The sequence below is a fragment of the Aliiroseovarius halocynthiae genome (genome assembly GCF_007004645.1).
GTDB lineage: Bacteria > Pseudomonadota > Alphaproteobacteria > Rhodobacterales > Rhodobacteraceae > Aliiroseovarius > Aliiroseovarius halocynthiae.
The window spans coordinates 1-24817 of the sequence record NZ_ML660020.1 but is presented as its reverse complement, the minus strand read 5'-3'; the positions used below and the strand labels follow the sequence as shown (position 1 = coordinate 24817).

The 24817-nt window shown below is 55.5% G+C and carries 28 protein-coding genes and 1 pseudogene; 15 read left to right on the top strand and 14 right to left on the bottom strand.

Translation table 11 applies throughout. The features are described 5' to 3' along the window. The 13 genes from FIL88_RS09080 (at position 1) to FIL88_RS09020 (ending at position 11069) form a co-directional block, all read left to right on the top strand. Positions 1-420: a phosphonate C-P lyase system protein PhnG gene (locus FIL88_RS09080; RefSeq protein WP_142853541.1), complete on the top strand. Its 420-nt coding sequence runs from the start codon at positions 1-3 to the stop codon at positions 418-420. Next, entirely contained in the window at positions 420-956 is a 537-nt protein-coding gene (phnH, locus tag FIL88_RS09075) for a phosphonate C-P lyase system protein PhnH (RefSeq protein ID WP_142853540.1), read from the top strand. Before FIL88_RS09080 ends, phnH begins: the two co-directional genes overlap by 1 nt. Next, positions 956-2011 (top strand): carbon-phosphorus lyase complex subunit PhnI, encoded by a 1056-nt coding sequence (locus tag FIL88_RS09070; protein WP_142853539.1) that lies wholly within the window; start codon positions 956-958, stop codon positions 2009-2011. The genes phnH and FIL88_RS09070 overlap by 1 nt, the downstream gene beginning before the upstream one ends. After that, positions 2008-2919: an alpha-D-ribose 1-methylphosphonate 5-phosphate C-P-lyase PhnJ gene (locus tag FIL88_RS09065; RefSeq protein ID WP_142853538.1), complete on the top strand. Its 912-nt coding sequence runs from the start codon at positions 2008-2010 to the stop codon at positions 2917-2919. Before FIL88_RS09070 ends, FIL88_RS09065 begins: the two co-directional genes overlap by 4 nt. Then, complete coding sequence (locus FIL88_RS09060) at positions 2919-3716, top strand: ATP-binding cassette domain-containing protein (RefSeq protein ID WP_142853537.1); 798 nt, start codon at positions 2919-2921, stop codon at positions 3714-3716. The genes FIL88_RS09065 and FIL88_RS09060 overlap by 1 nt, the downstream gene beginning before the upstream one ends. Further along, a complete protein-coding gene (locus tag FIL88_RS09055) occupies positions 3713-4429 on the top strand; it encodes a phosphonate C-P lyase system protein PhnL (protein WP_142853536.1) in 717 nt (238 codons plus the stop codon). Before FIL88_RS09060 ends, FIL88_RS09055 begins: the two co-directional genes overlap by 4 nt. Continuing rightward, a complete protein-coding gene (locus tag FIL88_RS09050; protein ID WP_142853535.1) occupies positions 4416-5600 on the top strand; it encodes an alpha-D-ribose 1-methylphosphonate 5-triphosphate diphosphatase in 1185 nt (394 codons plus the stop codon). Before FIL88_RS09055 ends, FIL88_RS09050 begins: the two co-directional genes overlap by 14 nt. A 124-nt stretch (positions 5601-5724) precedes the next feature. Beyond that, positions 5725-6528: a phosphonate ABC transporter ATP-binding protein gene (gene phnC / locus FIL88_RS09045; protein ID WP_142853534.1), complete on the top strand. Its 804-nt coding sequence runs from the start codon at positions 5725-5727 to the stop codon at positions 6526-6528. Positions 6529-6558: 30 nt separating this feature from the next. After that, a complete protein-coding gene (gene phnD, locus FIL88_RS09040) occupies positions 6559-7482 on the top strand; it encodes a phosphonate ABC transporter substrate-binding protein (RefSeq protein ID WP_142853533.1) in 924 nt (307 codons plus the stop codon). 59 nt (positions 7483-7541) lie between these two features. Further along, positions 7542-8483: a phosphonate ABC transporter, permease protein PhnE gene (gene phnE / locus FIL88_RS09035; protein ID WP_142853532.1), complete on the top strand. Its 942-nt coding sequence runs from the start codon at positions 7542-7544 to the stop codon at positions 8481-8483. Further along, a complete protein-coding gene (gene phnE, locus FIL88_RS09030; protein ID WP_142853531.1) occupies positions 8480-9337 on the top strand; it encodes a phosphonate ABC transporter, permease protein PhnE in 858 nt (285 codons plus the stop codon). Before phnE (FIL88_RS09035) ends, phnE (FIL88_RS09030) begins: the two co-directional genes overlap by 4 nt. After that, positions 9334-9960 (top strand): DapH/DapD/GlmU-related protein, encoded by a 627-nt coding sequence (locus FIL88_RS09025; protein WP_142853530.1) that lies wholly within the window; start codon positions 9334-9336, stop codon positions 9958-9960. Before phnE (FIL88_RS09030) ends, FIL88_RS09025 begins: the two co-directional genes overlap by 4 nt. 26 nt (positions 9961-9986) lie before the next feature. After that, entirely contained in the window at positions 9987-11069 is a 1083-nt protein-coding gene (locus FIL88_RS09020; protein WP_142853529.1) for an AbrB family transcriptional regulator, read from the top strand. 3 nt (positions 11070-11072) lie between these two features. Here the strand turns inward: FIL88_RS09020 and FIL88_RS09015 are convergent, their stop codons facing one another. From FIL88_RS09015 to FIL88_RS08960, 12 genes are all read right to left on the bottom strand, one after another. Next, positions 11073-11888, bottom strand: coding sequence for a sugar phosphate isomerase/epimerase family protein (locus tag FIL88_RS09015; RefSeq protein WP_142853528.1), 816 nt, complete (start codon positions 11886-11888; stop codon positions 11073-11075). Then, a complete protein-coding gene (locus tag FIL88_RS09010; RefSeq protein ID WP_142853527.1) occupies positions 11875-13134 on the bottom strand; it encodes an MFS transporter in 1260 nt (419 codons plus the stop codon). The genes FIL88_RS09015 and FIL88_RS09010 overlap by 14 nt, the downstream gene beginning before the upstream one ends. Next, entirely contained in the window at positions 13089-14300 is a 1212-nt protein-coding gene (locus tag FIL88_RS09005) for an alpha-D-ribose 1-methylphosphonate 5-triphosphate diphosphatase (protein WP_142853526.1), read from the bottom strand. The genes FIL88_RS09010 and FIL88_RS09005 overlap by 46 nt, the downstream gene beginning before the upstream one ends. Before the next feature lie 4 nt (positions 14301-14304). Further along, positions 14305-14952, bottom strand: a complete 648-nt coding sequence (locus FIL88_RS09000) for a class I SAM-dependent methyltransferase (RefSeq protein ID WP_142853525.1) — start codon at positions 14950-14952, stop codon at positions 14305-14307. Continuing rightward, complete coding sequence (gene phnE / locus FIL88_RS08995) at positions 14949-15755, bottom strand: phosphonate ABC transporter, permease protein PhnE (protein ID WP_142853524.1); 807 nt, start codon at positions 15753-15755, stop codon at positions 14949-14951. Before phnE (FIL88_RS08995) ends, FIL88_RS09000 begins: the two co-directional genes overlap by 4 nt. Continuing rightward, complete coding sequence (locus FIL88_RS08990) at positions 15748-16578, bottom strand: phosphonate ABC transporter ATP-binding protein (protein WP_246066672.1); 831 nt, start codon at positions 16576-16578, stop codon at positions 15748-15750. The genes phnE (FIL88_RS08995) and FIL88_RS08990 overlap by 8 nt, the downstream gene beginning before the upstream one ends. Continuing rightward, on the bottom strand, positions 16571-17440 hold the full coding sequence (locus FIL88_RS08985; protein ID WP_142853522.1) for a phosphate/phosphite/phosphonate ABC transporter substrate-binding protein: 870 nt from the start codon (positions 17438-17440) through the stop codon (positions 16571-16573). The genes FIL88_RS08990 and FIL88_RS08985 overlap by 8 nt, the downstream gene beginning before the upstream one ends. 387 nt (positions 17441-17827) lie before the next feature. Next, positions 17828-19360 carry a hypothetical protein gene (locus FIL88_RS08980; protein ID WP_142853521.1) on the bottom strand — a complete coding sequence of 511 codons (1533 nt, stop codon included), beginning with the start codon at positions 19358-19360 and terminating at the stop codon, positions 17828-17830. A 666-nt stretch (positions 19361-20026) separates the two neighbouring features. Beyond that, a complete protein-coding gene (locus FIL88_RS08975) occupies positions 20027-20593 on the bottom strand; it encodes a nuclear transport factor 2 family protein (protein WP_142853520.1) in 567 nt (188 codons plus the stop codon). A gap of 13 nt (positions 20594-20606) precedes the next feature. Further along, positions 20607-21338, bottom strand: a complete 732-nt coding sequence (locus FIL88_RS08970; RefSeq protein WP_142853519.1) for a copper chaperone — start codon at positions 21336-21338, stop codon at positions 20607-20609. Beyond that, complete coding sequence (locus tag FIL88_RS08965; protein ID WP_142853518.1) at positions 21328-22032, bottom strand: DUF899 domain-containing protein; 705 nt, start codon at positions 22030-22032, stop codon at positions 21328-21330. The genes FIL88_RS08970 and FIL88_RS08965 overlap by 11 nt, the downstream gene beginning before the upstream one ends. A 24-nt stretch (positions 22033-22056) precedes the next feature. Then, positions 22057-22755, bottom strand: a complete 699-nt coding sequence (locus tag FIL88_RS08960) for a glutathione S-transferase family protein (RefSeq protein ID WP_142853517.1) — start codon at positions 22753-22755, stop codon at positions 22057-22059. 185 nt (positions 22756-22940) lie between these two features. Here FIL88_RS08960 and FIL88_RS08955 point away from each other — a divergent pair, with 185 nt between their 5' ends. Continuing rightward, a complete protein-coding gene (locus tag FIL88_RS08955; protein WP_185960894.1) occupies positions 22941-23234 on the top strand; it encodes a winged helix-turn-helix transcriptional regulator in 294 nt (97 codons plus the stop codon). 146 nt (positions 23235-23380) lie between these two features. Here FIL88_RS08955 and FIL88_RS17120 read toward each other — a convergent pair whose 3' ends face one another. Continuing rightward, positions 23381-23590, bottom strand: a complete 210-nt coding sequence (locus FIL88_RS17120) for a DUF1330 domain-containing protein (protein ID WP_142853810.1) — start codon at positions 23588-23590, stop codon at positions 23381-23383. A gap of 61 nt (positions 23591-23651) precedes the next feature. Next, positions 23652-23975, bottom strand: coding sequence for a hypothetical protein (locus tag FIL88_RS08945; RefSeq protein ID WP_142853515.1), 324 nt, complete (start codon positions 23973-23975; stop codon positions 23652-23654). A 626-nt stretch (positions 23976-24601) separates the two neighbouring features. Here FIL88_RS08945 and FIL88_RS16835 point away from each other — a divergent pair. Then, a pseudogene (locus FIL88_RS16835) lies at positions 24602-24817 on the top strand (tyrosine-type recombinase/integrase); the annotation flags it as partial.

The window sequence follows — 24817 nt, the reverse complement described above, 5'->3', positions numbered from 1 at the left end:
ATGGATAGGCCTCACTCCGAAATACTTAGCATTCTCGCAAGAAGCAAAGGGGCGGCGTTAAAGGCGTTTGGTGAAACCCTGATCCCGCAGTTGGGGGATATCGACGTCCAGAAAAGCCAAACCGGACTGGTGATGCTTCCCATGCGCGATACCGCGCAGGGGACGGCGTTTCATTTGGGCGAAGTTCTGGTCAGCGAGGCGCAAATCAAACGCGGCGACCTTCAAGGTTATGGCATGCGCAAAGGGCGGGATCTGGAAGCCGCCATGGCAATGGCATTGGTCGATCTGGCAATGCAAAGCGATATGGCCACAGAGGACTGCCACGCCTTCGTGTCCGCCCAGAAGCAACTTCAAGATGCTGAAGACCACACCACGCTGTGTGAGGTGGAAGCGACTCGCGTAGATATGGAGACATTTTGATGCTTTCTGCACCCCTCCCATCGGTCGAGGAAACTCGCGCTAATCAGTCATTCGATGCGTTGTTAAATGCGCTTAGCCGTCCGGGGCAGATCCGCACGCTGCCAACAGCGGGCGAAGGTTCCATCGTTGACGCTTTGTTGGACCGCGAATGTCGCGTGTTTTGCGCTGATCCAACATTGCTGCCGCAGGTATTGGAAACCGGCGCGATGATTGCTGAATTGCCTGACGCAGATCTTGTGTTCTTTGGGCCAGTTCAGGATGCAGAGGCGTTGTTGTCGGTGGCGCAAGGCAGTGATCTGTATCCAGATGACGGCGCAACCGTGGTTGTGCGCGCGCCCCTGAATGTCGGGTCAAAACTGCGCCTGACTGGCCCGGGCATCGAGTTTCATCACGACATAAAGATCGCGGGGCTGCCGACAGGATTTTGGCATATGCGCCAAGAATTGATCCGCTACCCGATGGGGTTTGATCTGTTTTTTGTGGACGGGGATCAGGTGCTTGGCATTCCACGATCCACCAAAGTAGAGGAACTCTGATGGCCTATGTTGCGACACGCGGTGGAGAACGCGCAATCGAGCAATCCGAACGTCTGTATCGCGCCGCGATGGGAGACATTACAGAACAGCGCGTGGACGAAGTCAAAGCCGCGATGCCTTATCTGATTGATCGGGTCATGGGCGAGGCTTCGCTGTATGACGAAGACCTTGCGGCTTTGGCTTTGGCGCAAACCGGTGGTGAATTGTTTGAGGCTGTATTGGCTCTGCGGGCATGGCGTACGACGCAACCTCGGTTGCAAGTTGCTGCGCCGATTGCACAGGATCAACTGTTCACACATCGCCGGATTTCAGCGGCGTTCAAGGATATTCCCGGCGGACAGGTGCTTGGGCCAACGTTGGATTATTCGCATCGGATCTTGGCGACAGATGTTTTGAATGGCGCGACCTATGCCCCTGAAAAGGTAGAAGCGGCAGACAAGCCTTCATCGGCCTATCAACCGTCCGTGGCGGCGTGGCAGGCCGAGAATGATCTGTTGGATTTGCCGGTGCCGGACGACACAAAACCGGAAGACATTCCTGACGTCACGCGGGAACCGCTGCTGTTCCCGTCAAAACGGGCACATACACTGCAATCCCTTGCGCGGTCCGAAACCGGCGGCGCCTTGGCGTTGGGCTATGCCGCGATGCGTGGTTATGGCCAAGCCCATCCAACCGTGAATGAGTTGCGCTTGGCCGAGGCCGAGATCGCTGTGACCCACCCGAATGGAACGACGTTCTCGGCGGGTCGCGTAAAGGTCAGCCAAGCAGAGGTCGTGTCCAAGAAAGGTGAGAAACTCGAGCTTGGCTTCGCGGCGACATTGGGCTGGAACGAGGTGAAATGCATCTCGGCCGCCACTTTGGATTTGAACAGCAAGGGCGCGGAAAAAGGATCGGCCACCGAAGAAGAATTCTATCTGTACCACACTGAAGGTGTGGAAAGCTCGGGCTTCTGTATTCACTTCAAATTGCCCCACTACGTGACCTTCCAATCGTCTCTGGATGCGATGCGTGATGCAAAAGCCAAGAAATCCCCAAAGCCGGAGCCAGCGCAATGAGCTTATCGACACTGACCAAAGACTGGGAACCGATGAGTTATGGGTTCCTTGACCCGTCGGCAAAGCGTGAAATTCGCCGGAAAATGTTGAAGGCAGTTGCGGTGCCGGGGTGTCAGATGCCCTATGCCAGCCGCGAAGTGCCTATGGCGCGTGGCTGGGGGACAGGGGGGCTGCAGGTGTCGCTGACCCTTATCAACCCGGAAACGACTGTGAAGGTGATTGACCAAGGTGCAGATGACTCGGTCAACGCGGCGTCGATCCGTCGCTTCCTTGCGCGGGTGTCTGGTGCGCCCACGACATTGGACACGCTAGATGCAGATCTGATCCAATCTCGTCACCGCATCCCAGAAGAAAAACTGCGCGAAGATCAGGTTCTGGTTTTGCAGGTTCCAAACCCAGAGCCGTTGCGTCCGGTGCAGCCCAACATGTCCATAGCGCGACAAATGCATGCGGATGCCGATTATGGGCGCATGTGGCTTCAGCTTTACGAACAGATCGTGCGTTCGGGCCGGGTGATGCAAGGGGCGAGTTACCCGTCGATGGTGAATGGCCGTCATGTGATGACCCCGTCGCCGATCCCGCGTTGGGACGTGCCCAAGCTGCATATGGCGAAGCATCTGACGATCCTGTCTGCTGGCCGCGAAAAGCGCATCCATGCGGTGCCGCCGTTTACACGGGTCGAGCCGCTGGTGTTTGATGACGTGCCCTACAAGGTCGAAGAACACGGTGATCTGACCTGCGTCCGGTCTGGTGCAAAAGGGTTCTTCATGAACGAGATTCCGCAGGGCGACGGATCCTCAACCTACGAGATCTCTGACAGCGAATTTGGCGTAAAAAGCATCAAACAAACTGAAGGCACGGACACCATATTTGGTGAAACGTGGTACAAAAACGGAGAGATGTCCTGATGGCGATCACGATTGAAGCCCCCCGTTTGGTCAAAGCCGCCCCCCTTCTGAAGGCGCAGAATGTCAGCAAAACCTATGGTCACGTGCAGGCAGTCAAAAATGTATCTTCCGAGGTGTTCCCCGGAGAAGTTCTTGGCATTGTTGGGGAAAGTGGTTCAGGGAAATCCACCTTCCTGCGCATGCTCAATCTGGAAGAAACGCCAGATTCAGGCAGCTATACGCTGGATTTACCCGAGGTCGATGGCAATCTGTTCGACCTTGATCGCTTTGCCCGTCGGATGCTTTGCGCAAAGCGGATCGGGATTGTATATCAGAACCCGCATCTGGGTTTGTTGATGAAACATTCGTCTTCCGGCAACGTCGCGGAACGTCTGCTGGTTGCTGGCGAACGCCGCTTCTCGGTCCTGCGTGAAAAAGCGCAAGAGGCCTTGGAGGCATCTGAATTTCCCGTGGACCGTCTGGACGCCCCACCCATCGAACTGTCGGGGGGGATGCAGCAACGTGTGCAGCTGGCAAAGGCGATCGCGTTAGAGCCCGCCTTGCTTTTGCTTGATGAGCCGACCACCGGCTTGGATGTCAGCGTTCAAGCCTTGGTCTTGGACACGTTGAAACGTCTTCAGCAAGAGCGGAAAATTACGATGGTGATCGTATCCCACGATCTGGGTGTGATCCGCACCTTGGCGGATCGCGTCATGGTGATGCGGCGTGGTGAAGTGGTCGAAGCCGGCCTTGCCGATCAAATTTTCCAAGACCCGCAACACGCCTATACTCAACAACTGGTGCACGCAAAGCTATGACAACTGTTCTGGAAGTTCAAAGCCTGACCAAGGGCTTCACGATGCACCATTTGGGAAACCATCTGGCGGCCTTTGATCAAGTCTCGTTCAATCTGAAAGCAGGAGAGTTTCTTCTGCTGAAAGGTCAAAACGGAGCAGGGAAGTCGACGCTTCTGCGTACGCTTTACCGATCTTATGTCGCACAATCCGGCAAGGTCATCTTTCATTCTCAGCATGGCGCGATTGACCTGCTAAGCGCTGCGGATGTGGACATCACCATGTTACGGCGAGAAGAGATTGGCTTTGTGACCCAGTTCTTGGTGGCACGCCCCCGCGTCTCAGCCGAGGCTTTGGTCGCAGAGCCACTTCGAATGGCCGGTGAAACCGCTGAAGCAGCCATGGATGAGGCGCGCAAATGGCTGTCTGCCTTCGGAGTGAAGGAAGATCTTTGGCGCGCTTATCCCACAACGTTTTCTGGCGGTGAACAGCAGAAAGTCAATTTGGCGCGGGCTTTGATTCTGCCCCAGAAGCTTTTGCTGCTGGACGAACCGACGGCGTCTTTGGACGTCAAAGCGCGTGCTGCCTTGGTTGCGCGGCTTGCACAGTTGAAAGCTGACGGCACGGCGATGATCGGTGTGTTCCACCACCCAGATGACGTCGCGCATTTGATAGATCGTGTGATTGACCTGACCCCGGGCTTGGAAAATGAGGAGCGTGAAGATGTGGTTGTCTAGTCTTTCGGTGGTTCTTCCAGATCGTGTCATCGCGAATGGCGCACTGCGGATTCAAAACGATGTAATCGCCGAAATCAGCGAAGTGCCAAACCCAGCCGGGCTTGATTGCAAGGGTGCTTTGGTGATGCCGGGTTTCATTGACATGCATGGCGACATGATCGAGATCGAGATCGAGCCACGCGCAGGCGTGGATTTCCCGATGGAAATTGCGCTGGCGCATCTTGACGCGCGTCTTGCCGCGTCCGGGATTACCACCGCCTATGCCGCTGTAAGCTTCTCGCGCGGGGCGGTCAGCGGAGAGCGTCGGTCATTTGAACATACCAGCCGCACCATTCGCACATTGCACGGGCTGCGTGATCGGTGCGCGGTGGATCACAAAATCCACGCACGGTTCGACATCACCTTTGACAATGCGGTCGAGGTTCTGGCCGACCTGATCCGTGATCAACAGGTTGATTTGGTTTCGGTGATGGATCACACGCCGGGTCAAGGGCAGTACCGTGATATCGAACGACATATATCCATGTTGGCAGCGCGCGAAGGCGTTTCCGAGGTCGAAGCCCGCCAGATCGTAACGACACGGATCGCAGAGCGGACACGTCCGCAAAGCGTCATTCTGGGCAATGTCCAGGCCGTATCTAAACTATGTGCCGCGCATGGTGTGCCATTGGCCAGCCATGACGATGATACACGTGAAAAGGCACATCTGATGGCGGATGTCGGCGCAGTGATCAGCGAATTCCCCGTTACGCTCGAAGCCGCCGAGGTCGCCGCCGAACGCGGCTTGATGACCGCAATGGGCGCGCCAAATGCCATGCGCGGCAAAAGCTATTCCGGCAACTTGTCAGCCCGCGAGGCACATACATCCGGGCTGTTGGATATTCTGGCGTCAGATTACCACCCAGCTTCAATGCTTGCCGCAGTGATGAAAATTGCCGAAACAGATCCAAATGGCATCGCCGGTGCCGCGGCCTTGATCACGTCCAACCCGGCGAAGGCGCTTGGGTTAACGGATCGCGGCAGAATTGAGGTTGGCCTGAAGGCGGATCTTGCGTTTGTCGAACACGGGGCGATGCCTCGTGTCGTTGCAACGATGCGAAACGGCCGCTTTGTCCACGCGATGGGCGTGCTGGATTTCGCACCAAAGTCTGACCTGATTGCGGCACAATAGGGCACTGTCATCGTTATGTTGTAAAACCATAAAGGGGACGTCATCCAACTGTATTCTGGCCGTTATTTTCAAGGCCTAGAAAAGCTCCAGAAACGTTCGAATGAATCACTCTGGAGCGATTGAGATGAGTTCAGACCTATCCCTTCAAAAGGTGTCACGCCACTTTGGCGAGACCCGCGCGGTGGACGATGTATCATTGGATATTCGTTCCGGTCAGTTCGTCGGCGTGATTGGACGTTCCGGCGCTGGCAAGTCCACGATGCTGCGTCTGATCAACCGACTTGTCGACCCCACCGAAGGGGCGATTTTGTACGAAGGACGGGACATAACGGCTCTTAAAGGAAAAGCGCTGCGCGAATGGCGTCGCGATTGCGCGATGATTTTCCAGCAGTTCAATCTGGTCGAGCGTCTTGACGTTCTGACCAATGTCTTGATCGGCCGATTGGCCGAGCACGGTTTTGTATCCTCTATGGCCATGCGGTTTTCCGACGAAGAGCGGGCGATGGCCATTCAGGCGTTGGATCGGCTTGATCTGGTGCCACAAGCGCTTCAGCGTGCGGGCACTTTGTCGGGTGGGCAACAGCAGCGCGTCGCGATTGCCAAGGCGTTGGTTCAGCAACCAAAAATCATGCTCGCGGACGAACCGATTGCATCGCTTGATCCCGCCAATGCGACCTTGGTGATGGACGGCCTGAAAACCATCAACCGTGAAGACGGTATTACCGTTCTGGTCAACTTACACACGCTCGACACTGCGCGCGCCTATTGCGACCGCATTATCGCGATGCGGCAGGGGCGCGTGTTCTTCGATGGCACAGCTGCCCAGCTTACAGATGATGTCGTGCGCGACATCTATGGCCTCGAAGGCCTGAGAGAATTCAACGAAGCCGTCACCTCTACATCCGTTCATTCTTCGGTGCTGGCTTAAATCCGCAAACGCTCACAGGGAGATATCCAAATGCGTTTCATCACGGCTGCCGCACTCGCGGCTCTGATCGCAGCTCCAGCAATGGCTGAAGGCTGGAAAGACGATTACAAAGTTCTGAAGTTCGGCGTTCTGTCCGGCGAGAACGAAAAAGACCGCATCGCCCGTTACACTCCGCTGGAAAAATACCTGGAGAAGAAGCTGGGCATTGAAGTCGAGATCTTCACCGCCGGCAACTATGACGGTGTGATTCAGGCACTGGCCGCGGATCAAATCGAAATCGCACGTCTGGGATCGTCCTCCTATGCGGCTGCGTACACCGCGACCAATGGCGGCGTTGTCCCAACTCTGACCGACATCAAGCAAGACGGCACCACCGGGTACTACTCCATCGTCGTGACCCGCTGCGACTCTGGCATCAAATCGCTGGAAGATGCGAAGGGCAAAGTCCACGCTTTCGCTGACCCCGACTCCACTTCCGGCTATGCGGTTCCGTACTGGAATATGGTCAATAAAGAGGGTTTCAAACCTGAAGAGCATTTCGGCACGGTGACCTTTGGCGGCAGCCATGAAGCTGACGTTCAGGGCGTGTACAATGGTACGTTTGACACGGCGTCGACATACCAAAACAACGACGTGAACGGCATCTATCAGCGTATGGAAGCCAAAGGCATGATCGACGCGGGTCAAATCTGCAAAATCTGGCAGAGCCCCGAGATCACAACTGGCCCTTGGACTTTCCGCAAGAACCTGCCAGCGGATATGATCGAAGATGTCACAGTCGCGATTGAAGAATTCGCGGTTGAAGACGTCGAAGGTTTCAAGGCCTATTCGTCATTCGATCCAGAAGACAAAAACCCCAAAGTTGGCTTCGAGCGTGTCGATGCAGATCGCTATCAGTGGATCGTAGACATGCGTGCTTGGATCAAAGCCGAGCGTCGCAAGTCGTCCAGCTAAGCTGATCGGACTAAAGAGGGCCAGTTTGGCCCTCTTTTCTTAATTCGGAACATTGCCAAATGACCATGACCGCAGAACTGGCGGGCGCGAACGCGCAGCCATCCGAAACGATTTCTGAGTTTGAGCGCGATTTCGCGGCTCAACGCCGTCGCAGCCAACGGGCTTGGGCGATTGGTACAGTTCTTTTCCTTGTCATATTCGCGCTGACCAGCTGGCTAGGAGATTTCTTCAAAATCACGCAGGTCAGCATGCCAGATGGATCGCGCGAATGGCGCTGGATCATCCCGGCAGGCATCCCGCGATTGGGGGAATATATCGAACAGACCATTCCCGTCTTGCGGTGGGATAGTCTGGGCGCGGATCTGACCAATTGGTTCTGGCGCTGGAAGATCTGGATGAACCTCTTGCTTGAGACCGTCCTGATCGCCTTCATGGCAACGGTTTTCGGCGTTGTCGGTGGCTTCTTGCTGTCTTTCCCGGCGTCTCGCAATCTGGCACCCAACAAATGGGTGTTGTGGGTAACACGCCGGTATCTGGAAATCGCGCGGACCGTCCCGGAACTTGTTTGGGCGCTCATCTTCGTCTTCTGTTTTTCGGTTGGTCCACTGGCGGGTGTTCTGGCGATTGGCCTTCATGCGACCGGGGCGTTGGGCAAACTATATTCGGAAGTGAACGAAAACATCGACATGCGCCCCCTAGAGGGTGTGAAAGCCGCAGGCGGCAGTTGGTTCGATCAGATCCGATATGGTGCGGTGCCGCAGGTGTTGCCTAACATCCTTAGCTACACATTGCTGCGGTTCGAGATCAACGTGCGCGCCAGCTCGATCATCGGATATGTCGGGGCCGGTGGGCTTGGGCAAGAGTTCCGCACAGCAATGTCTTTCCAAGAATACACAGACTTGTCCGCCTTGTTTGTGATCATCTTCATCACCGTTGCGATCATCGACTACGGTTCGGAAAAACTACGCCACCGCGTGATTGGTCTGGAGGACCGGACATGAGCCTGAGCCACACCGACATTAACGCAGCCAAAGCGCGTGTGCCTTTGGCATTCCAAGCCCCGCTGACCGTGCGCATGCGCCGCGCTGCGCTTTGGATCGGGTTCATTGGACTGTTTTGCTATTGCCTATGGGCGTTTGACTTCAGCCCCATGCGTATTTGGGAAGGCATGGGGCGTTTGGGCAATGTCCTAAGCTTTATGTTTCCGCCGCATGTATGGGACAATTGGGCCGACTTTTCTGAAGTTCTGAATGGGTTGGGTGAAACACTGGCGATCGCCTTTATGGGGACCTTGCTGGGCGCAATCTTCGCTTTTCCGGTATCCCTGCTGGGGGCAAAGAATATCAACCGCTTCACCTTCTTGCGCCAATCCGCGCGCCGTGGCTATGATGTCATCCGCGCGTTTGAGACGCTGATCCTTGCGCTGATCTTTATTCGCGCATTTGGACTTGGCCCGCTGCCTGGCATTCTGGCAATCGCCGTCTCCGAGATTGGGACGTTCGCGAAGCTCTTTTCGGAAGCGATTGAAAACACATCCAATAAGCCGGTTGAAGGTGTGAAGGCATCTGGGGGATCGCGTTTGCAGCAAATCCGTTTCGGAATTGCGCCGCAGGTGAACCCGGTGATCCTGTCGATCCTGTTGTACAACTTTGAAAGCAACGTGCGGTCGGGCACAATTCTTGGGATTGTTGGCGCAGGCGGTATCGGGTTTCTGCTGTCGGACCGGATCTCGGCCTATAAATGGGAAGAGGCATGGTCGATCATCTTCCTGATCATCGCCATGGTCTATGCGATCGACTATCTGTCCGGACTGATACGCCAGCGTATCATCGGCAAATGGGATGGCGCGAAATGAGCGGTGCAGGATCGAAAAACCGTCTTTCGGAAACGCCGACCATTCACCCCGAGGCGACGGTCACAGATTGCGAATTGGGTGCTTGGACCGAGGTGGGCAAAGGCACGACGATGAAGGCCGCGCAGATGGGGGATTATTCCTACATCACGCAAAACTGCCATGTGGTTTGGACCACGATTGGCAAATTCTGCTCGATCGCAAATTCCACCCGGATCAATCCGGGCAATCATCCGACATGGCGCGCGCTACAGCACCATTCGGTGTATCGCGCCGAGGCTTACGGGTTGGGCGAGGACGATCATGACTTCTTTGAATGGCGTAAAGAGAACTGGGTTACGATTGGCCATGACGTGTGGATCGGCCACGGCGTCACGGTCACCGCGGGCGTAACCATTGGCAATGGCGCTGTCATCGGGGCAGGGGCTGTTGTCACCAAAGATGTCGATCCGTATACGGTTGTTGGCGGGGTGCCCGCCAAACCGATCAAGCCAAGGTTCTCGGATCAGCAAGCCGAAGCCTTACAGGCGATTGCCGTTTGGGATTGGGACCGTGACGTTTACAAAGCGGCATTGCCGGATATCCGGGCGCTCGGCATTGATGAATTCATCGAGAAGTATCGATAGGGTGAATTCTGCGAAGAAGGGGCGGTGTGTCGATTGTAGGTAAAAGTATTCGGATGGTTCCGAAAAGTCAGGCTTTGACCTGCCTGCTGGCCGCAGTCGGAGGTGCCGTTTTTGCGGTGTTGAACCTGCCACTGCCCTGGATGCTGGGTGCCATGGCTTTTACGCTTGTCGCCGCCATGCTGAAGGTGCCTGTTCAAGCCCCTGAAAAGCTTCGCCCTTATACCGTTGCCGTAATCGGTGTGATGCTGGGATCTGGCTTCACGACCCAGACTTTTGACCATATCCCGCAATGGTCGCTCTCTTTGATGTTTCTGTCGATTTGCGTGGCGCTTCAGGCGTCTGTTGTCGGGCTTTTCTATGTGAAAGCTGGCCAAATGCGCCCGGTGACGGCGCTTTTCTCAGCCATGCCGGGCGGCGTGGTCGAGATGATGGAGATCGGCAAGCGCTATGGCGGGGACGAACGCACCATCGTATTGATACATGCGGCCCGGATCGTTCTTGTGATTGCGATGATTGCATTTTGGTTCCGCGTGGTGTTGGGGCATGATGTTTCCGGGGTCGCCCCGTTGGGCAAAGGACACAGCACACTGACGGATTTGGCGATATTGTTTGCCTGTGGCGTGATCGGCAGTATCGCGGGCCTGGGCCTGTCCCTTCCGGCGCCTACCTTTCTTGGTCCAATGGTGCTTAGCGCTGCCGTTCATATGTTGGGCTGGACCACCGGCAGCCCACCGGTTTGGCTTATTATTTGTGCTCAGGTGTTGCTGGGATCCATCGTCGGAGGCCGATTTGTCGGAGTCGCCCCGCGATTTGTTCTTAAAGCCTTCGGGTTAAGTGCCGTTGCGACCGTCATGATGCTGGCCATCGCAATTGGCCTGGCGCAGGCATTGCATGGTGTTTTGCAACAAACACCCGAGCAGATCTTGCTTGCCTATGCGCCTGGCGGCTTGACCGAAATGAGCTTGGTCTCGCTTTCCATGGGGGCGGATGTTGCCTTTATTGCGACCCACCACCTGTTCCGCGTGATCTTGCTTTTGTCCATCGCCGGCAGCCTTCTTGCGTGGATTGCCGGGCTGCTGACCAAGACACGCCCGGCTCTTGATCCGTAGGATCTAGCAGACAAGCCCAAGCGACTTGAGATACTCGAACCCTTTGGGAATGTCCGTCTTGCGACGCAGTTCCAGCACCAGATGCGGTTGAGAGGTGCAGTCGCCAAGTGCCCGGAACACCTCGGGCCAGTGAATTTCACCTTCTCCGGGCGCCCAGTGGCGGTCTGCATGGCCATCCAGATCTTGCACATGCACATGGCGCAGTTGATCGCCTGCATCGCGCACGAAAAAGTCTACGGGCGGCGCACCTGACATGCGGCGTGCAAGATGGGCGTGACCGGTGTCGATGGACAGCGCGATTGCGTCAGACCCGAAGCTATCCACCATGGCGCGGCGGTTTTCCGGGGCGACGTCCAGAATGTTTTCAATCGCCAGGGTGATGCCATAATCCTCGGCAGTCTTCACAACAGGGGTCATGACATCGTGAACACGGGCCAACTTTGTTTCCCAGTAGTTTGGCTTGGCAAGACGGTTCCATTGATACCAGCGGGTGTAGGGCGAATGCAGGACCATTTGACGTGCCCCGATGCGGTCGGCTGCCTCAAGCGCCTTCAGGAAGCGCGCGGTGATGATCGGGCGGAGTTCTGGATCCTTGTTGTCCATATCCAACCCCTCATAGGGTCCGTGAATCCCTAGGCGGCCGTTGAAGCCATTCAATGCCGATGTGGCGGTTGCGATGCGGTCTGCAAACTCGTGATTTAGCGCGGCATAGCTGCCGAAATCCTGTAGCTCGATATCGCGTTCATCGTCGAACAGCCAATCGTAGTGATCTGCAATTTCCGAGGATTTCAGGCAGGCGCCAATTTTAAGTGGAAGCATGGGATAATGTCCGATTGGGTTGTCTTGGGTCGGGGATCAAAAGGAAGGTTGCGACGGCAACGGCGATGCAAGCGGCCATCGCTGCAAACGACCACCAGCCCCCGAAGGTCTGGGTCGTCCACGCAAATACAAATGGGGCCGAGGCGTTCAAACCCATTGTGACGACCGAGATCCACCCCAGTCGCGCACCATAGCCTTTAGCACCAAACAGAGCGAGCGGCAGCGTGCCACGTGCGATGGTTTTGATACCGTCGCCCATGCCGTATAATGCTGCCGCGATGAACAGTCCGGGCAACGTGAAACCAACGGTCAGTATGGTGACGAACCCTGCGCTCACAAGTGCAAGGCTAAGGCCGTAGGTCACAAGCGGATACATATTGCGGCTGACCAGCATCTCGAAAAAACGGCCGACTGTCTTGAACGGGCCAATGACGGCCCCCGCGAAGGCGGCCATGGCGGCCGTGTGGCCAAGATCTTGCACGTTTGTTACCCACAGGGTCATGACCGCGCCCATCAGATAGCCTGAAAAGATGAAGGACACGAGCATCCATATCATTCCACGTTTGCGGTCTTGGCCCGTCAGCTCGGGCCAATCCGCCAGCTCTGCCTGATTGGTCGTCCCCGCGTCTGTCATTGGACGCGCGAGGGTGAAGAAGTGCAAGGGAACGCAGACCAGCACGTATGCCATCCCAAGAATGAACCACGTGGCCTGCCAGCCCTGCCAATTGTAAAGCCAAAGCGTTATCGGCCAGAAAATGGTCGAGGCAACGCCGCCAAACAGGGTGATGACGGATATGGATTTCTTCGTGGGAACGCGAAGGTCCAGCCGTGCAACGCTTGCGAAGGCAACGTTGTACAGCACCATCATGCCAGCTGCTTCAGCGCACAGTATGGCGGCAAACAGGCCATATGTGTTCTGCACAAAACCAAGTGACATCACCGAGATACCCGCAAGGGCCGACCCGGTTGTCATCACCCATCTTCCGCCAAAGCGATCGACCAATGCGCCGGATACGGGTGCGACGGCCCCGCCGAAAAACAAGCCCAAGGACAGGATGCCGAAGGCTGATGACAAAGATAGCCCCAAATCGTCTGCCATATGCGGCAAAAGCACCGCATAGGCGTACATAAGCGTGCCATAGCCCATGATCTGGGTGATTCCCAACGCGATTGCGGGCAGGTAGTCGCGGTGCAAGTTGATCATCCGGTAGGATGACCCCGGTATGCGCAGCGACCTGCAACCCATGTCCCCAGAACCGAGGGGGCTTGGCCTTCTGGCCAATCCACCATGACAAGATCCGCCCGTTTTCCGACCTCGATATCGCCGCGATCATCAAGCTTCATGGCTTTGGCCGGGCCGGATGACACGAGGCTCCACAAGGCGCTGCGATCTGCGCGTTTTTCGGCATCAAGACGGGCCACAGCGGACAGCATCGCTGGATAGAAATAGTCGGACGCCAGCGCATCACAAAGCCCGGCTTCGACCATGTCTCCGGCCCCAAGAGACCCGATATGGCTGCCTCCGCGTGCCGCGTTAGGAGAGCCGAAGATGATCGGATCACCCGCCATTCGCGCCGCCTTGGCCGCTTCAATGACCATCGGAAACTCAGCGACATTTGCGCCTAGATCGCGGAAATAGCTTCGGGTTTCTGCGCGTGTGTCGTCATGCGACAGCATCGGAGCACCAGCCAGACGCCCTAGTTCGGCGACATCTGCGATCATCGAAGGCACATCACTTCGACGGTCCCAGACCTTCCCCAACAAGGCGATGTAGTCATCTTCGCCCAGCCCGGCGCGTTTGGCTTTGGATGCGGTGCGCGATTTCATCCGCTCATCATCCAAAGATGCGATCGAGAAATCCGGGGACAGCTCGAACGCGCGATCCTGAATAGGCACGTCATAAGCACGCATGGTCATCGATGTATGGTCATTAAATGCGATGGATGGTGTCAGCGGGGATTTAAGCGCCCAGGTGATGACGTCCAACGCCTCGAAGGCGAAGGTCTCCCACCTGAGCTGCACACGATTTTCAACCAGCAAGCGTGGGGCAAGCGTCTGCAGTGCGACCATCAGTTCTTTGCCGCGCGATACATCGCGCAGGCCCGGTTCCCAGCCCAGCGTGATGGCGTGATATGCGGTGGCGATCCCGTTGGCGGCCAGTTGCCGATCCGTATCAATCACGGCAGCATCCGTGGGAAAGAAGACGCCCGGGCGTGGCATCAGCTGTCGCTCAAACGCGTCGCCGTGGACATCAATCAGGGCAGGGGCAATGATCTTGCCGCGCGCGTCGATGATGTCGCCTTGGGCGGTGCCGCCGATGTCAACGATGTGTCCGTCTTCCACCGTGACGTTGGTCTTGGCGATGTGGCCCGGCAGATAGACCGAGCCACCTTCAAAAGTAAAAATCGTCATAGTCTTACAGTCGTTCCATGATCAGGTGCCAATGGTAGGAACCGGGTTTCTCGTGTTCGCGATCTTCCAGCCAGCGTGTTTCAAAGCCCGAGAATAGCGCAAGCAATTCGGCCGCGTTGCAGAAGTAATGTGGGTGGGTCTTGTCCGTTCCCGGTGCGTCAAAGACCCACGCGTTACGGCTGATCTCGCGGCCTTCATATTTGTCACGTTCGTATGGAAGGCGACGCTTCGACAGCATCGTACCCAAATAGGTGCCGCCTGGTCTTAGGACGCGGCGAATTTCGGCGATTGTATTAAGCAAGATGTTTTCGTCGCCGTGATAGATCACATTCCAGCTTAGAACATGATCAAAGCTTTGATCGCCAAAGGGCAATTCATCCATGCGGCCCAGCGTGGTGGTCACGCCCATATCCGCCGCATCAATCGCTGCAATGCCATCTTTCGCGGCGTCCAATGCGGTGACGTTAAAGCCGTTTGCGGCCAGCGCAAGCGCATGACGGCCTACCCCGGCCCCAAGATCAAGAATGCGTGCGCCGGGTTCCAGCCCCGCCGCCCACCGTTTTACGTCCTCTTCCGGGGTCAGCCATTTGCTGCCTTGTTGAATTCCAGCCCATTGGTCGTTCCAATGCTGATCTGCGGTATCTGTTTTCATCGCTGTTCACCAATGATGGATTTGCGCGCCCAAGTGCTGAACGCTTCGATTAGAATAACCACGACTGCAATCATAAGAATGACAGTCATGGCGGTGGGATAGTCAAACAGGTCGAAGCCGACTTTCAGCTCGATCCCAATGCCGCCTGCGCCAACCAGTCCAAGGATCGTGGACGACCGCACTGCTTTTTCGAAGGCGTAAAGCGATGTGGATACGAAGGCGGGTGCCGAGGCGGGCAGGGTGGCGCAGGCCGCAATGTCAAGGCGGCGGGCGCCTGTCGCGGTCAGCCCCTCGGCCGGACCCTTGTCGACGGCTTCCATGTCATCGGCAAAGAAACGGCCGCAAAATCCAATCGTGTCAATCGTGATGGCCAAGACACCTGCAAATGGCCCAAGGCCAACGGCGACAACGAAAACCAATGCCCATGCAATGTCGGGCACCGCGCGGATGAAGCTTAGAACCGTGCGTGTTGTGGTTGTGATAACGCTGCCGAAAATCAGCCCGCGGGTTGCCAGCAGGGCCACGGGCAGCGACAAGATGACTCCGATCGCAGCACCTGCGAAGGCGATTTGTAGGGTTTCCACCATTTTCCAGCCCAACCGCTCCAGCACTTTGGGGTCAAGGTTGGGGGGGAAGGCACGGGCCGCAAAATCCGCAAAACGCGGTGGAGAGGACAGGACTTTTTCCAGCGAGAATCCCGCGCCGTTCAAAGCCCAGAAAAAGATCAGAATGCCGGCCGCATAGCCCAGAAAGGAAAGCGCCGATGGGCGCTCGAACCGGGCGGGAAGGGATGTATCAGTCATAAAGACCTCTTAGGTCGCTGGGCGCCAGTGAGTTCGCTGTCGCGTCGAGTTTAAGCTTGCCTTCGGCCAAGCCCAGAACGCGATCGCCATAGGTCAAAGCGTGCTCGATATGATGGGACGTGAAGACCACGGTGACGCCTTCGCTGCGTACAAGGTCAAAGAACATGGACATGATTTCTTCACCGGCGGACGGGTCAAGCGAGGCGCAGGGTTCGTCTGCAATCAATAGCTTTGGTTGCGCGATCAAAGCGCGGGCAATGGCCACGCGTTGGGACTGGCCGCCCGACAATCGATCAGCACGGCGACCCGCCAAATGCGCAAGCCCCACTTTGTCCAATGCAGCCAAGGCGGCATCTCGGGCTGCTTGCGGTGCGAAGCTTTGTGACCAGTATCGCGGGCCGCTCTGTTGGCCCAGCAGGCCGTGCAAGACATTGGACAAAACAGTCAGCCGCGGCACCAGGTTGTGTTTCTGCGCCACCAGCCCCGTCTTTGACCGCAGTTGACGCATTTGCGATGCCTTTGCGGCGCTCACATCTTGGCCCAGCAGTTCCACTGTGCCGCCATCAATTGGGATCAGCCCCAAGATACAGCGCAGAAGCGTGGACTTTCCCGTGCCATTTGCACCGACCAGCGCAACCGCTTCGCCGCGAACCAGGCGAAAGTTAACGTCCGAGAAAATCTGTGTCTTGCCAAATGATTTGGTTAGCCCCTCGGCGCTGACATCGTGGTCTGGCAAGCCATGCGAAACCGGGGCGCTTGCTGGCGCCCCGGTCTGAACCGCCCCTAAAGTCAGGGGCGGTGTGTCTGTCCGAAGATCACTCACCGAGGAAGTTGTCGAATTGCGGGTAGCCCGCATTGGAATACATCGAGCGCACATAGTCATAGGCGCTGTCCTCGATCGCGACCAAATCCATGCCGACATATTTGTCGTTTTCTTCGTGTGCGGTGATGCCCGCGATAACAGCGACTTTGTTTTCAAGGATCGCCGTTTTTACCATGTCCGCTTTTGAAGCGGGAACATGCGCACCGACCATGATCATGTCGTTCGGCAGATCGCCCGAACGCGCGATGATTTTGAATGCGCCATAGGGCAGTTCGGTTTCTTTGCTGCGAATGCCGACCCATTTGCCAGCATTGATGCCCATCGCATCAATGTCGCCCGCTTTCAGGGCTTCAAACGCGATGTTGCGGTGTGTGTGCAGTTTCTCTAGGTCGTTCACAGGATCAACACCGTGATCTGCCAAGGCCTGCATTGGGCACAACATGTTGGATGTGGAGCCGATATCACCGAAAGCAACCTTCTTGCCTTTCAGGTCTGCTGGCACATTGATGCCGCTGTCAGCACGGACCACGATCGCACAGTGATAGTCTGGGCGACCAAGTCCGATCAAAGGTGTGGCGTTGGTCAGCTTGTTGATCACAACATATTCCGCCGGGCCGGTGACCACAAAATCAACCGTCTTCGCGCGCAGGGCTTCTGCTGCGGCGGTGCGCGAATTCACGGCGAAAAATTCGAATGTTTCGCCGGTCGCTGTTTCCAGCGATTCCTTGAACGGACCCCATTCAAGTTGCAGGCGCTCCATGCCTTCAACGTCGGTGACGGCCAGCTTCCATGTCTCGGCGGTAACCGCGAATGCGGATGCGGCCGCCAGGCCCAAGCCCAGAACAACTGATTTAAGTTTCATAGCTCTCTCCAGATGAAATTCATCCGAATGATTGCGAGGCAACACAAAGCGCAGATGACCCAAGCACGAAAGTTTTGTAAAATCTTGGGGTCAAAGATCGAACTAGTCTGGAGTGTCTGCAGATTCATCCAACTGCGCTACGGTCGGTTGGCCAAAGAGAACGCTACCCTACAGGGCGAGCATTCGCTACTGTCGTTGACGCCTGCTTCGGTTGGAGCAAAGCCATTCCACGGGAAGGAAAATATACTCGAAGCGCGATGTTTGCATCACAGCCAGTGCACTGCATTTTCAAACAATCAGATGAGCCGAACTCTCTTTCGATTAGCCCGCCGCTGGTTTCAACAAATCTGACGAAGGGCGCAAGTTGAAAATTGTGCTGTTCAACGCCTATTCTGGTAGGATCTCAAACAGTGTGAAACGTCCATGTTGGTCGATCCGTTGCAAGTTCTTGGCAGCAGGCCAATCTTCGGATGGCGGATCTATCAGAAGTAGATGTGTGAATTTTTCTTGCCAATCGAACCAAAAATCCTCGTCCCCACCCGCATTTTGATCGATTAGTCCTCCATTCGCGTCGAGAATTCGACGTTGGTCTATGGACATAGCGGCTGGATGGGCAGAATCCGTCCATTCTGGTTTCAACCGAAGAAAATGGACACCTTGAAACAAAGTTGGAACGAAGCTTTCGGCCATGGGAACTGCATAGGCTTGAATATGCCAAAAGCGTGTATCCCGCTCATTTCCTTGGCTGCGGATGGGTAAAATGCGTGAACCTTCGGGAACCACCTTCAGAACCTGTTTCAGCGTGTTTACATCCCGACTGTAGTCGGCTGCATTCACATAGAATTCCCCTCCTCGTAAAATTAAAGCGGCAGCGATCGCGACTGAGATCACCCGCGCCGTGGACTGGTGCAGATTCTGCCAGCGACTTGCGGCGATAAACAAGATCATCAAGACAAAGGGAAACCGTATATGAACCAATGTCACGCCATTGATTGATGCTGGGATCAACAGGCAAAGCAATAGAACGGCGATAAGTGGTCCCTTCATCCGAAGAGCAACATGCAGATGCGGTGCGGCACTACGCTTGCCGAAATAAAACAGTAGAAGCAACAGGCCAAGTACGATCGCCCCAACGGGTTTCAAAGTGGCGCCAGCCCCGGCAGCTTCACCCAGCGGTGAAATCAGCATATAGAGACGATCTGTGAATGTGCCAAAAACCGAAGGTGCTGCGGCTGGGTTGGCCGGCGCAGTTGCGAGTACGTATGTCAGTAGGGCTGTTGGGATCAGGAAAGGTATGGCCAGTGAGATGTTGGCCAAAAACGTCTTGGGCCATGCCTTGCCAGCCTCGAACACGCGTTGCAATTCTCGTCCGACCACTGCCACGGCCAGAAGTCCAAAGGCAAACAGATGCCCCCAGAACAGTATCACACAGATGGGCACAAACACAGCGACGCGCAACCAATTCGGATACCGCTCTGTTTGCAGCCAAAGGGCTAGTCCGTAGATCGCGAAAGGCACCATAAAAACGAAGTTCTGGAATCCCCAGAAGAATGGCGCATTGTAGACAAGCAGCCCGCTTGCCGCTGGCCAGGCCAGCCAGCGTCCGTGGACAGCACGGGCCAAAACCATAGACGCCGCCACCAGATTTGCAGCATACACCAAGAATGCAAAATGAGAAAACCTGACTGGATCTAAGGGATGCCGCGTGAGGCTCCACAACAGGTCGACAGCAGAGTTCGGCGTCAAGTCGAGCTGATAATCGAAGTAGCGGCTTGCCGCAGATTGCGGGTTTGCCACGATAAAATGACGGGCGATGTGGTTCGGCAGGTCCACCAACGGCAGATAAGGGTTTGCCAAAATGGGCAAGGCGACAGCAGAAACTACCAGCACATATGCCAGCAGAACACGATATTGCGTCATGGTAAATCGTTCGCTTCGATGGCTTGGTTAATGATGGCTATTTGGCTGAAATAAACCGCAGGCGGCGCTTGAACTGAATGTAAATCTTCCTGATATACTCGTCAATGATCCCAAGAGCGGTCAATTGCTCTCCTCCACGCAGGAGAGTTGGAGGCGTGATTGAGCCTACGCTTGCCTTCGTTTTTCTACCAGTTTGCAGCCCCGTTAAGATGGATCGGAGTTTCACCTAGTTTGCCAACCTCATCGGTTCTGTTTTGCTGGCATAGGCCTCATCGTGGGGTGGGTGTTCAGAGATGTATTAGACCAACCATTTGCCAATCTCTGCCCGCATTCAGAACCTGCCTCAAAAGCATTCTGATTAACGCATTCATACCCCATCGACCGCCAAAGTCGCTCAATCATGCAATTGCCGCGCCACGCTCCTTTGCCGTCCACACTGATCTTTGCACCCATCGGCGTGTCGATCCAAATGCCAATGGTAAATTGGCTACCTTAATTGGTGTTGAAGGTTTCCGCCGCGCCGCGCTTTTCCTATGCCTCTTTTCAGGGGGCAACGCAGAAGTCCACATCCATGTAATTGAATAACTGCCAAGTCACCGCTCTTGACGGGCCCAATGGCCCTCGGCATGTGTTTGATCCGCTTTTCTGCGGGTTAGCTTTGATGTGTTAGTTCGGTGGATGTCGAAGGTGCTTGCTCATGTCACCAAAAAGAGGGCCTGAAACCGTTCGCTTTTTGAAATGCCAGATGCCATCGGTCTTTTGGAACTGATCGTCATACGCACCGGAAAAAATCGGCTGCAGCGGAGCCCCGCCAGCCTGTTGAAACACTGTCAGATAGCTTTTAGCGGTTGCTGTTTGCGTATCTTTGCCAATGATGATGTCTGTATTGGTGACAACATGTTTGGTTCTGGGGGTGCCGTCTTCATACAGGATAATCCCCGAAAACAAACCCATCACCGCCTTCGCCCCTTGAACTGTTGCAACGGTCTCGATCGTAAATTCCGCCTGTGCGAACAATTCCGCACAATCTTCAATGCGCCCTTCGTCAAGTGCGGTCGCATAGGCGATGAGCAGCTCGTTGATGGCATTTTGGTCGTCTCGGCTGGACGGCGCAGCCGGGTGCGCATTTGCTTGCGATACGCTTATAGATGCTCCGGCAATGCCCAGCGTTAATAGCTTTGTAACGGCAAGGCGGCGGGTGAGCGTTTGACCTTTGGATGTCAGCATGCCCATTTTGTGGTTCCCTTCAGTATTTTGAGTTTAGAAAGATATTGGCACCAACCAGCAGGCAGATGATGAGAGCGCTCGCAGGCGCGATGATCGTGCCGTTCGGCGATTTCTGTATTGCCGCCCAAAGGCTTAGCCCAGCCGTCCAGACAAGATTCATGAGCCCGCCGATAAACATCAGCAGCATCATGGAGGCAGAGTAGATCAGACATCGGACTGCATAGTTTGAGGCGGATCGCGCGCGCTCGTTAGGTGTCCCAGATGTGCGGCGGTGCGCCCGGAGCAGCAGCAGGCCCTGAGGCAGAGCGGCAACCACCAGCAAGCAGACCGAAAGCGCGTTGTTCACGCTCAACATGCGCATCGCATCGAACCACGATGCGCTCTGAAACGCATATTGCAAGCCTGTTGCGAACACGCTGAAGCCAAACCAAACTGTAGCGTAGACGCCCAAGAATTCCGGTGAGCATTGGACGGACGTCCACCGAAGTCTTATGGCCAGAAGAACGCCCGGAAGCATCATGGCCAGCATCATGATCCACCACATGACGACCATGTGCACGGCATAGGTCGCGGTCCAATCTACCGCCATCATCATGCCACCCCCGTGGCGGGGGATGACCAGCACTGACATCCCCCAAGGGCTCATCCCCATACCAGCGCCAGCCAGAACAAAGATCCAGCTGGCCACGGTCATCGCGACCGCAATGACGAAGCCCCGTTGGGGCTTCGCAATACCTGCGTCAGTAGGCATCGTGATATTCCAGCCATGCCATCGGATTGCCTTCGGCCGGTTCGCTGCGCCCCTTTGGCGTCAGGTCAATATAGGAATAGGCCGCATTGGTTGTGTCCAGACCGCGTCCGTACATTGAATAAGTGTGGAAGACGCTGCCATCGTCACCTTTCGCGAATACACTGGTGCCGTGCATCTCGTCGATGGGCGCGTCCGCTATGGTGCCGAAGTTGTACGCCCGCGACATCTCTTTTGGTCGGTCCGGGCCAAAGCCGACGTCATAGTCGAAATTGAAGTCCGACCCGAAGGACGAGACCCATTCGAAGTCCCAGCCCATGCGGTCCTTGAAAGCTGTCAGGCGTTCAAGCGGTGCGGAGGAAACGGCGACAAATGCGACGTCACGCGCGCCCAGATGCGGGGAAAGCCCATTATAGCTATCTGCCCAGAACGAACAGCTTTTACAGGGGTTCTCCCACTCCGGACCGAACATGAAATGATAGGTGATCAGTTGAGAGCGAGGGCCAAACAGCTGACCGAGTGTCTTTTCCCCTTCAGTGGTTTGAAAGCGATAGGTTTTGTCAATCTTGACCCAGGGCAGGTTGCGGCGTGCCTCGGCCAGCGCGTCCTTCTGCTTTGTGTGAGCCTTTTCTTGTTCGAGCAGCGCTTTACGTGCCTCAAGCCATTCGGCGCGGCTGGCAATCGTTGGATTGGTCATATCAGGGTTCCTTTGTTCATGTGATCAGGCGGCTTCTTGTCCGACGTTCCAGTGTTCCGGCAGTGTTGCGGCCACTTCCGGCATCGCGCTGAGCCGGGCTTTCCAAGCCGCGGTGAGGGGATAAAGCGCGGGCGGATCGCCAAATCCGATGCCGGCCATCAGCTCGTGCTTGGTTGTCACAGCACGTTCCATAAGGCGTATTTCCGGGTATGCGATTGCATCAGCAGCTGTCGGCGCGTCACCGGCCAAGAACGGCCGTCCGTCCGACAGAAGCTTTTCGAGGTAGCGGCACTCGGCATGCATAAGCTCGGCACCTGTTTGCAAGGTTGCGTGCTCGGGGCTGCCCTGTGACGGGGGCTTCCCATTGGATGCAAATGCCTGAAGCAGCAACACATGGCTGGCTTCGCGTAGGAACTCGGTGCATTCCATCGCGATTTGCCAGATCTCGGCCGCCTCATCAGGGGTCGCGCCAAAAAGTGGCGTTTCTGGATATGCGTGATCTAGCCACGCCAGAATGGCGATGGAGTCACGCAGTTTGGTCGTCCCGATGGTCAAGACCGGCGTAGTCCCACGCGGGTTCAGTTCCAAAAATGTCTCTGTGCGATGGTCACCATTTGCGTAGCTCAACAACTGGTGTTCGAGCTTGAGCCCCTTAAAGGCGAAAGCCAGAAGAACGCGCCAGGATCGCGGTGCGCCGCTGAAGTGGTAGAGTGTTGGGGTCATCGTTCCGTCCTTCCAATGTGGCTGGTTGGCGAAAAGATATGAATGCAGTATCATTCCACAAGTAGGCAGAATTTTCTGCTGTAGTACGCTTTTTGATACTATTGGAGGGCAAAAACCCGATGGCGTTGGACCGATCTCGAAACGAACAGCAGCCTCAAGTGGCTGAAAATGAACCGCTTTGCCCGATGCCGGATATCGCAAAATTGATTGGGGGAAAGTGGAAGTTGATCGTTTTACAGATCCTGATTTTCCGCGGAACCAAACGGTTCAACGAACTCAAACGCATGATCGATGGGGTCACTCAGACCATGCTTACGAATCAACTGCGCGCGCTTGAGAAGGACGGGCTCGTCAATCGAAAGGTCTATGCTGAGGTGCCACCAAGGGTCGAGTATTCAGCCACGCCAAAGGCGATGGCCCTGACCGATATGTTCCGCGCGATGCATGCGTGGTGGGAACAGAATGACGGAAAAAATTAGGCCAACGGCTGATTGCCGAGATGTAGGTCTCCAGCCGCTTGGCGCGCTAACGCCTACAGCAGATAGCCACCTCAGTTTCAGTAAATGCTTCAAACAGCGCGGACTCGTACGATGTGTTAAGTAACTTCGGTATTGGGTGTCCTGACCTATGCAGTCACGCAAACCTCGTATCGACTGAAGGCCTGTTCCCGAACTGGTTTAAGCGCAAGGTACTCTGGACTGTTAAATACGGCCTTGATCGCGTTGGTCGTCGGATATTCGATGACCGAAACGAACTGCGGGAGATCGGATCCGGACAGGACATCTGCGACCTCATGGCGACGGACACAATTGCTTGAATGTCGGTTTGAATAGATTGTTGCCCGTTGGTCATTTTTTGCCTCGTTGAGTCACGTTGTTATCAATGACTCGCATTCCCTATTTTTCAATTTTTGTTGTTCCCTCAATAGTTTCCATGCGCGTTTCCAAATCGGCGGCAATTCCTTCATAGAGGGCAGCTTGTTTGTCGCGTAGGGAACCTAGTTTCGGCTGCCGTCTGCGGATTCTTGCGGCGAGCCAGTACAGAATTTTTGCTGCCGGGTCCGAAACTTTCTCGGGTTTTGGAAGTGGATATCTCTCCTCAAGCGCTGTTACAATTTCTTGCGATAGACTCCGGCGGTTCAGCGCCGCCTGTTCTTCCACACGAGCCTTCAACGGTGCGGGCAGCATAAGTTTGAATTGTAGCAAATCAGCGTCTTTCATGAGCACACAATGGACAAATTTTGTCCGGAGATGATTGTGTTGCAGGTTCAGTTCAAGGTAAATTTGCCCGTTGATGTAAAAGCTTGGCTGGAGGTTGAGGCAAAGAGGAACATCCGATCATAGGGCTCCCAAATAGTAGCTTGCCTGCGAGCGGCGATGTTTGAGAGCGCGACGCGGCCTCCAGCGGGGGACCAAGATGTTAAGTGAAATACGTCTGATTTCTTCGCGTGAGCTGGCTAGGTCTTTAGGGTATTGCGAGCCGAATGCAGCGTTCTATGAATTCTGCCGCAACATGGGAATTCTGTCGGTGCCTGGTAGAAGAGGATGGTACGACCCCAAATTGGTTCGAATGAAACTTGATTTGGTGCAAGGGTTGAGTGCGGCGATAGCCGGTGTAGATGATGAATGTGACTTGGTCGAAGTGCGGAGGGCGAGAATTGCCGCCACCTAGTCTCCCCAAAGGTGTTCACAGGGTCAAAAAGATAACCAAGAATGGCCCACTCTACTACTTCTATGCTTGGCGCGGTGGTCCGAATTTCTGGACTTCTACTTTTCGAGATCCACGAGACCCTGAGTTTTTGATTGCGTTTGCGGATGCTGTACGAACACGGTTTTCAAGCCAGTACATGCCCCCTCAGATGGTGGATGATTTTCTCGACAGCACTGCAATGCCGACAGGTGAGCGAACCAAAGCTGATTATCGGTTATGGGCATTGCGCTTTGCTCATGAGTTTGCTGACGATCCGGCGAAACTTTGGGAGAACCCTAAATCGAGGGGTGAATTAAATGAGTGGCGGGCAAAGTGGAAAGACTCGCCTGAGCAGCCTCATCTGACTGGTCCA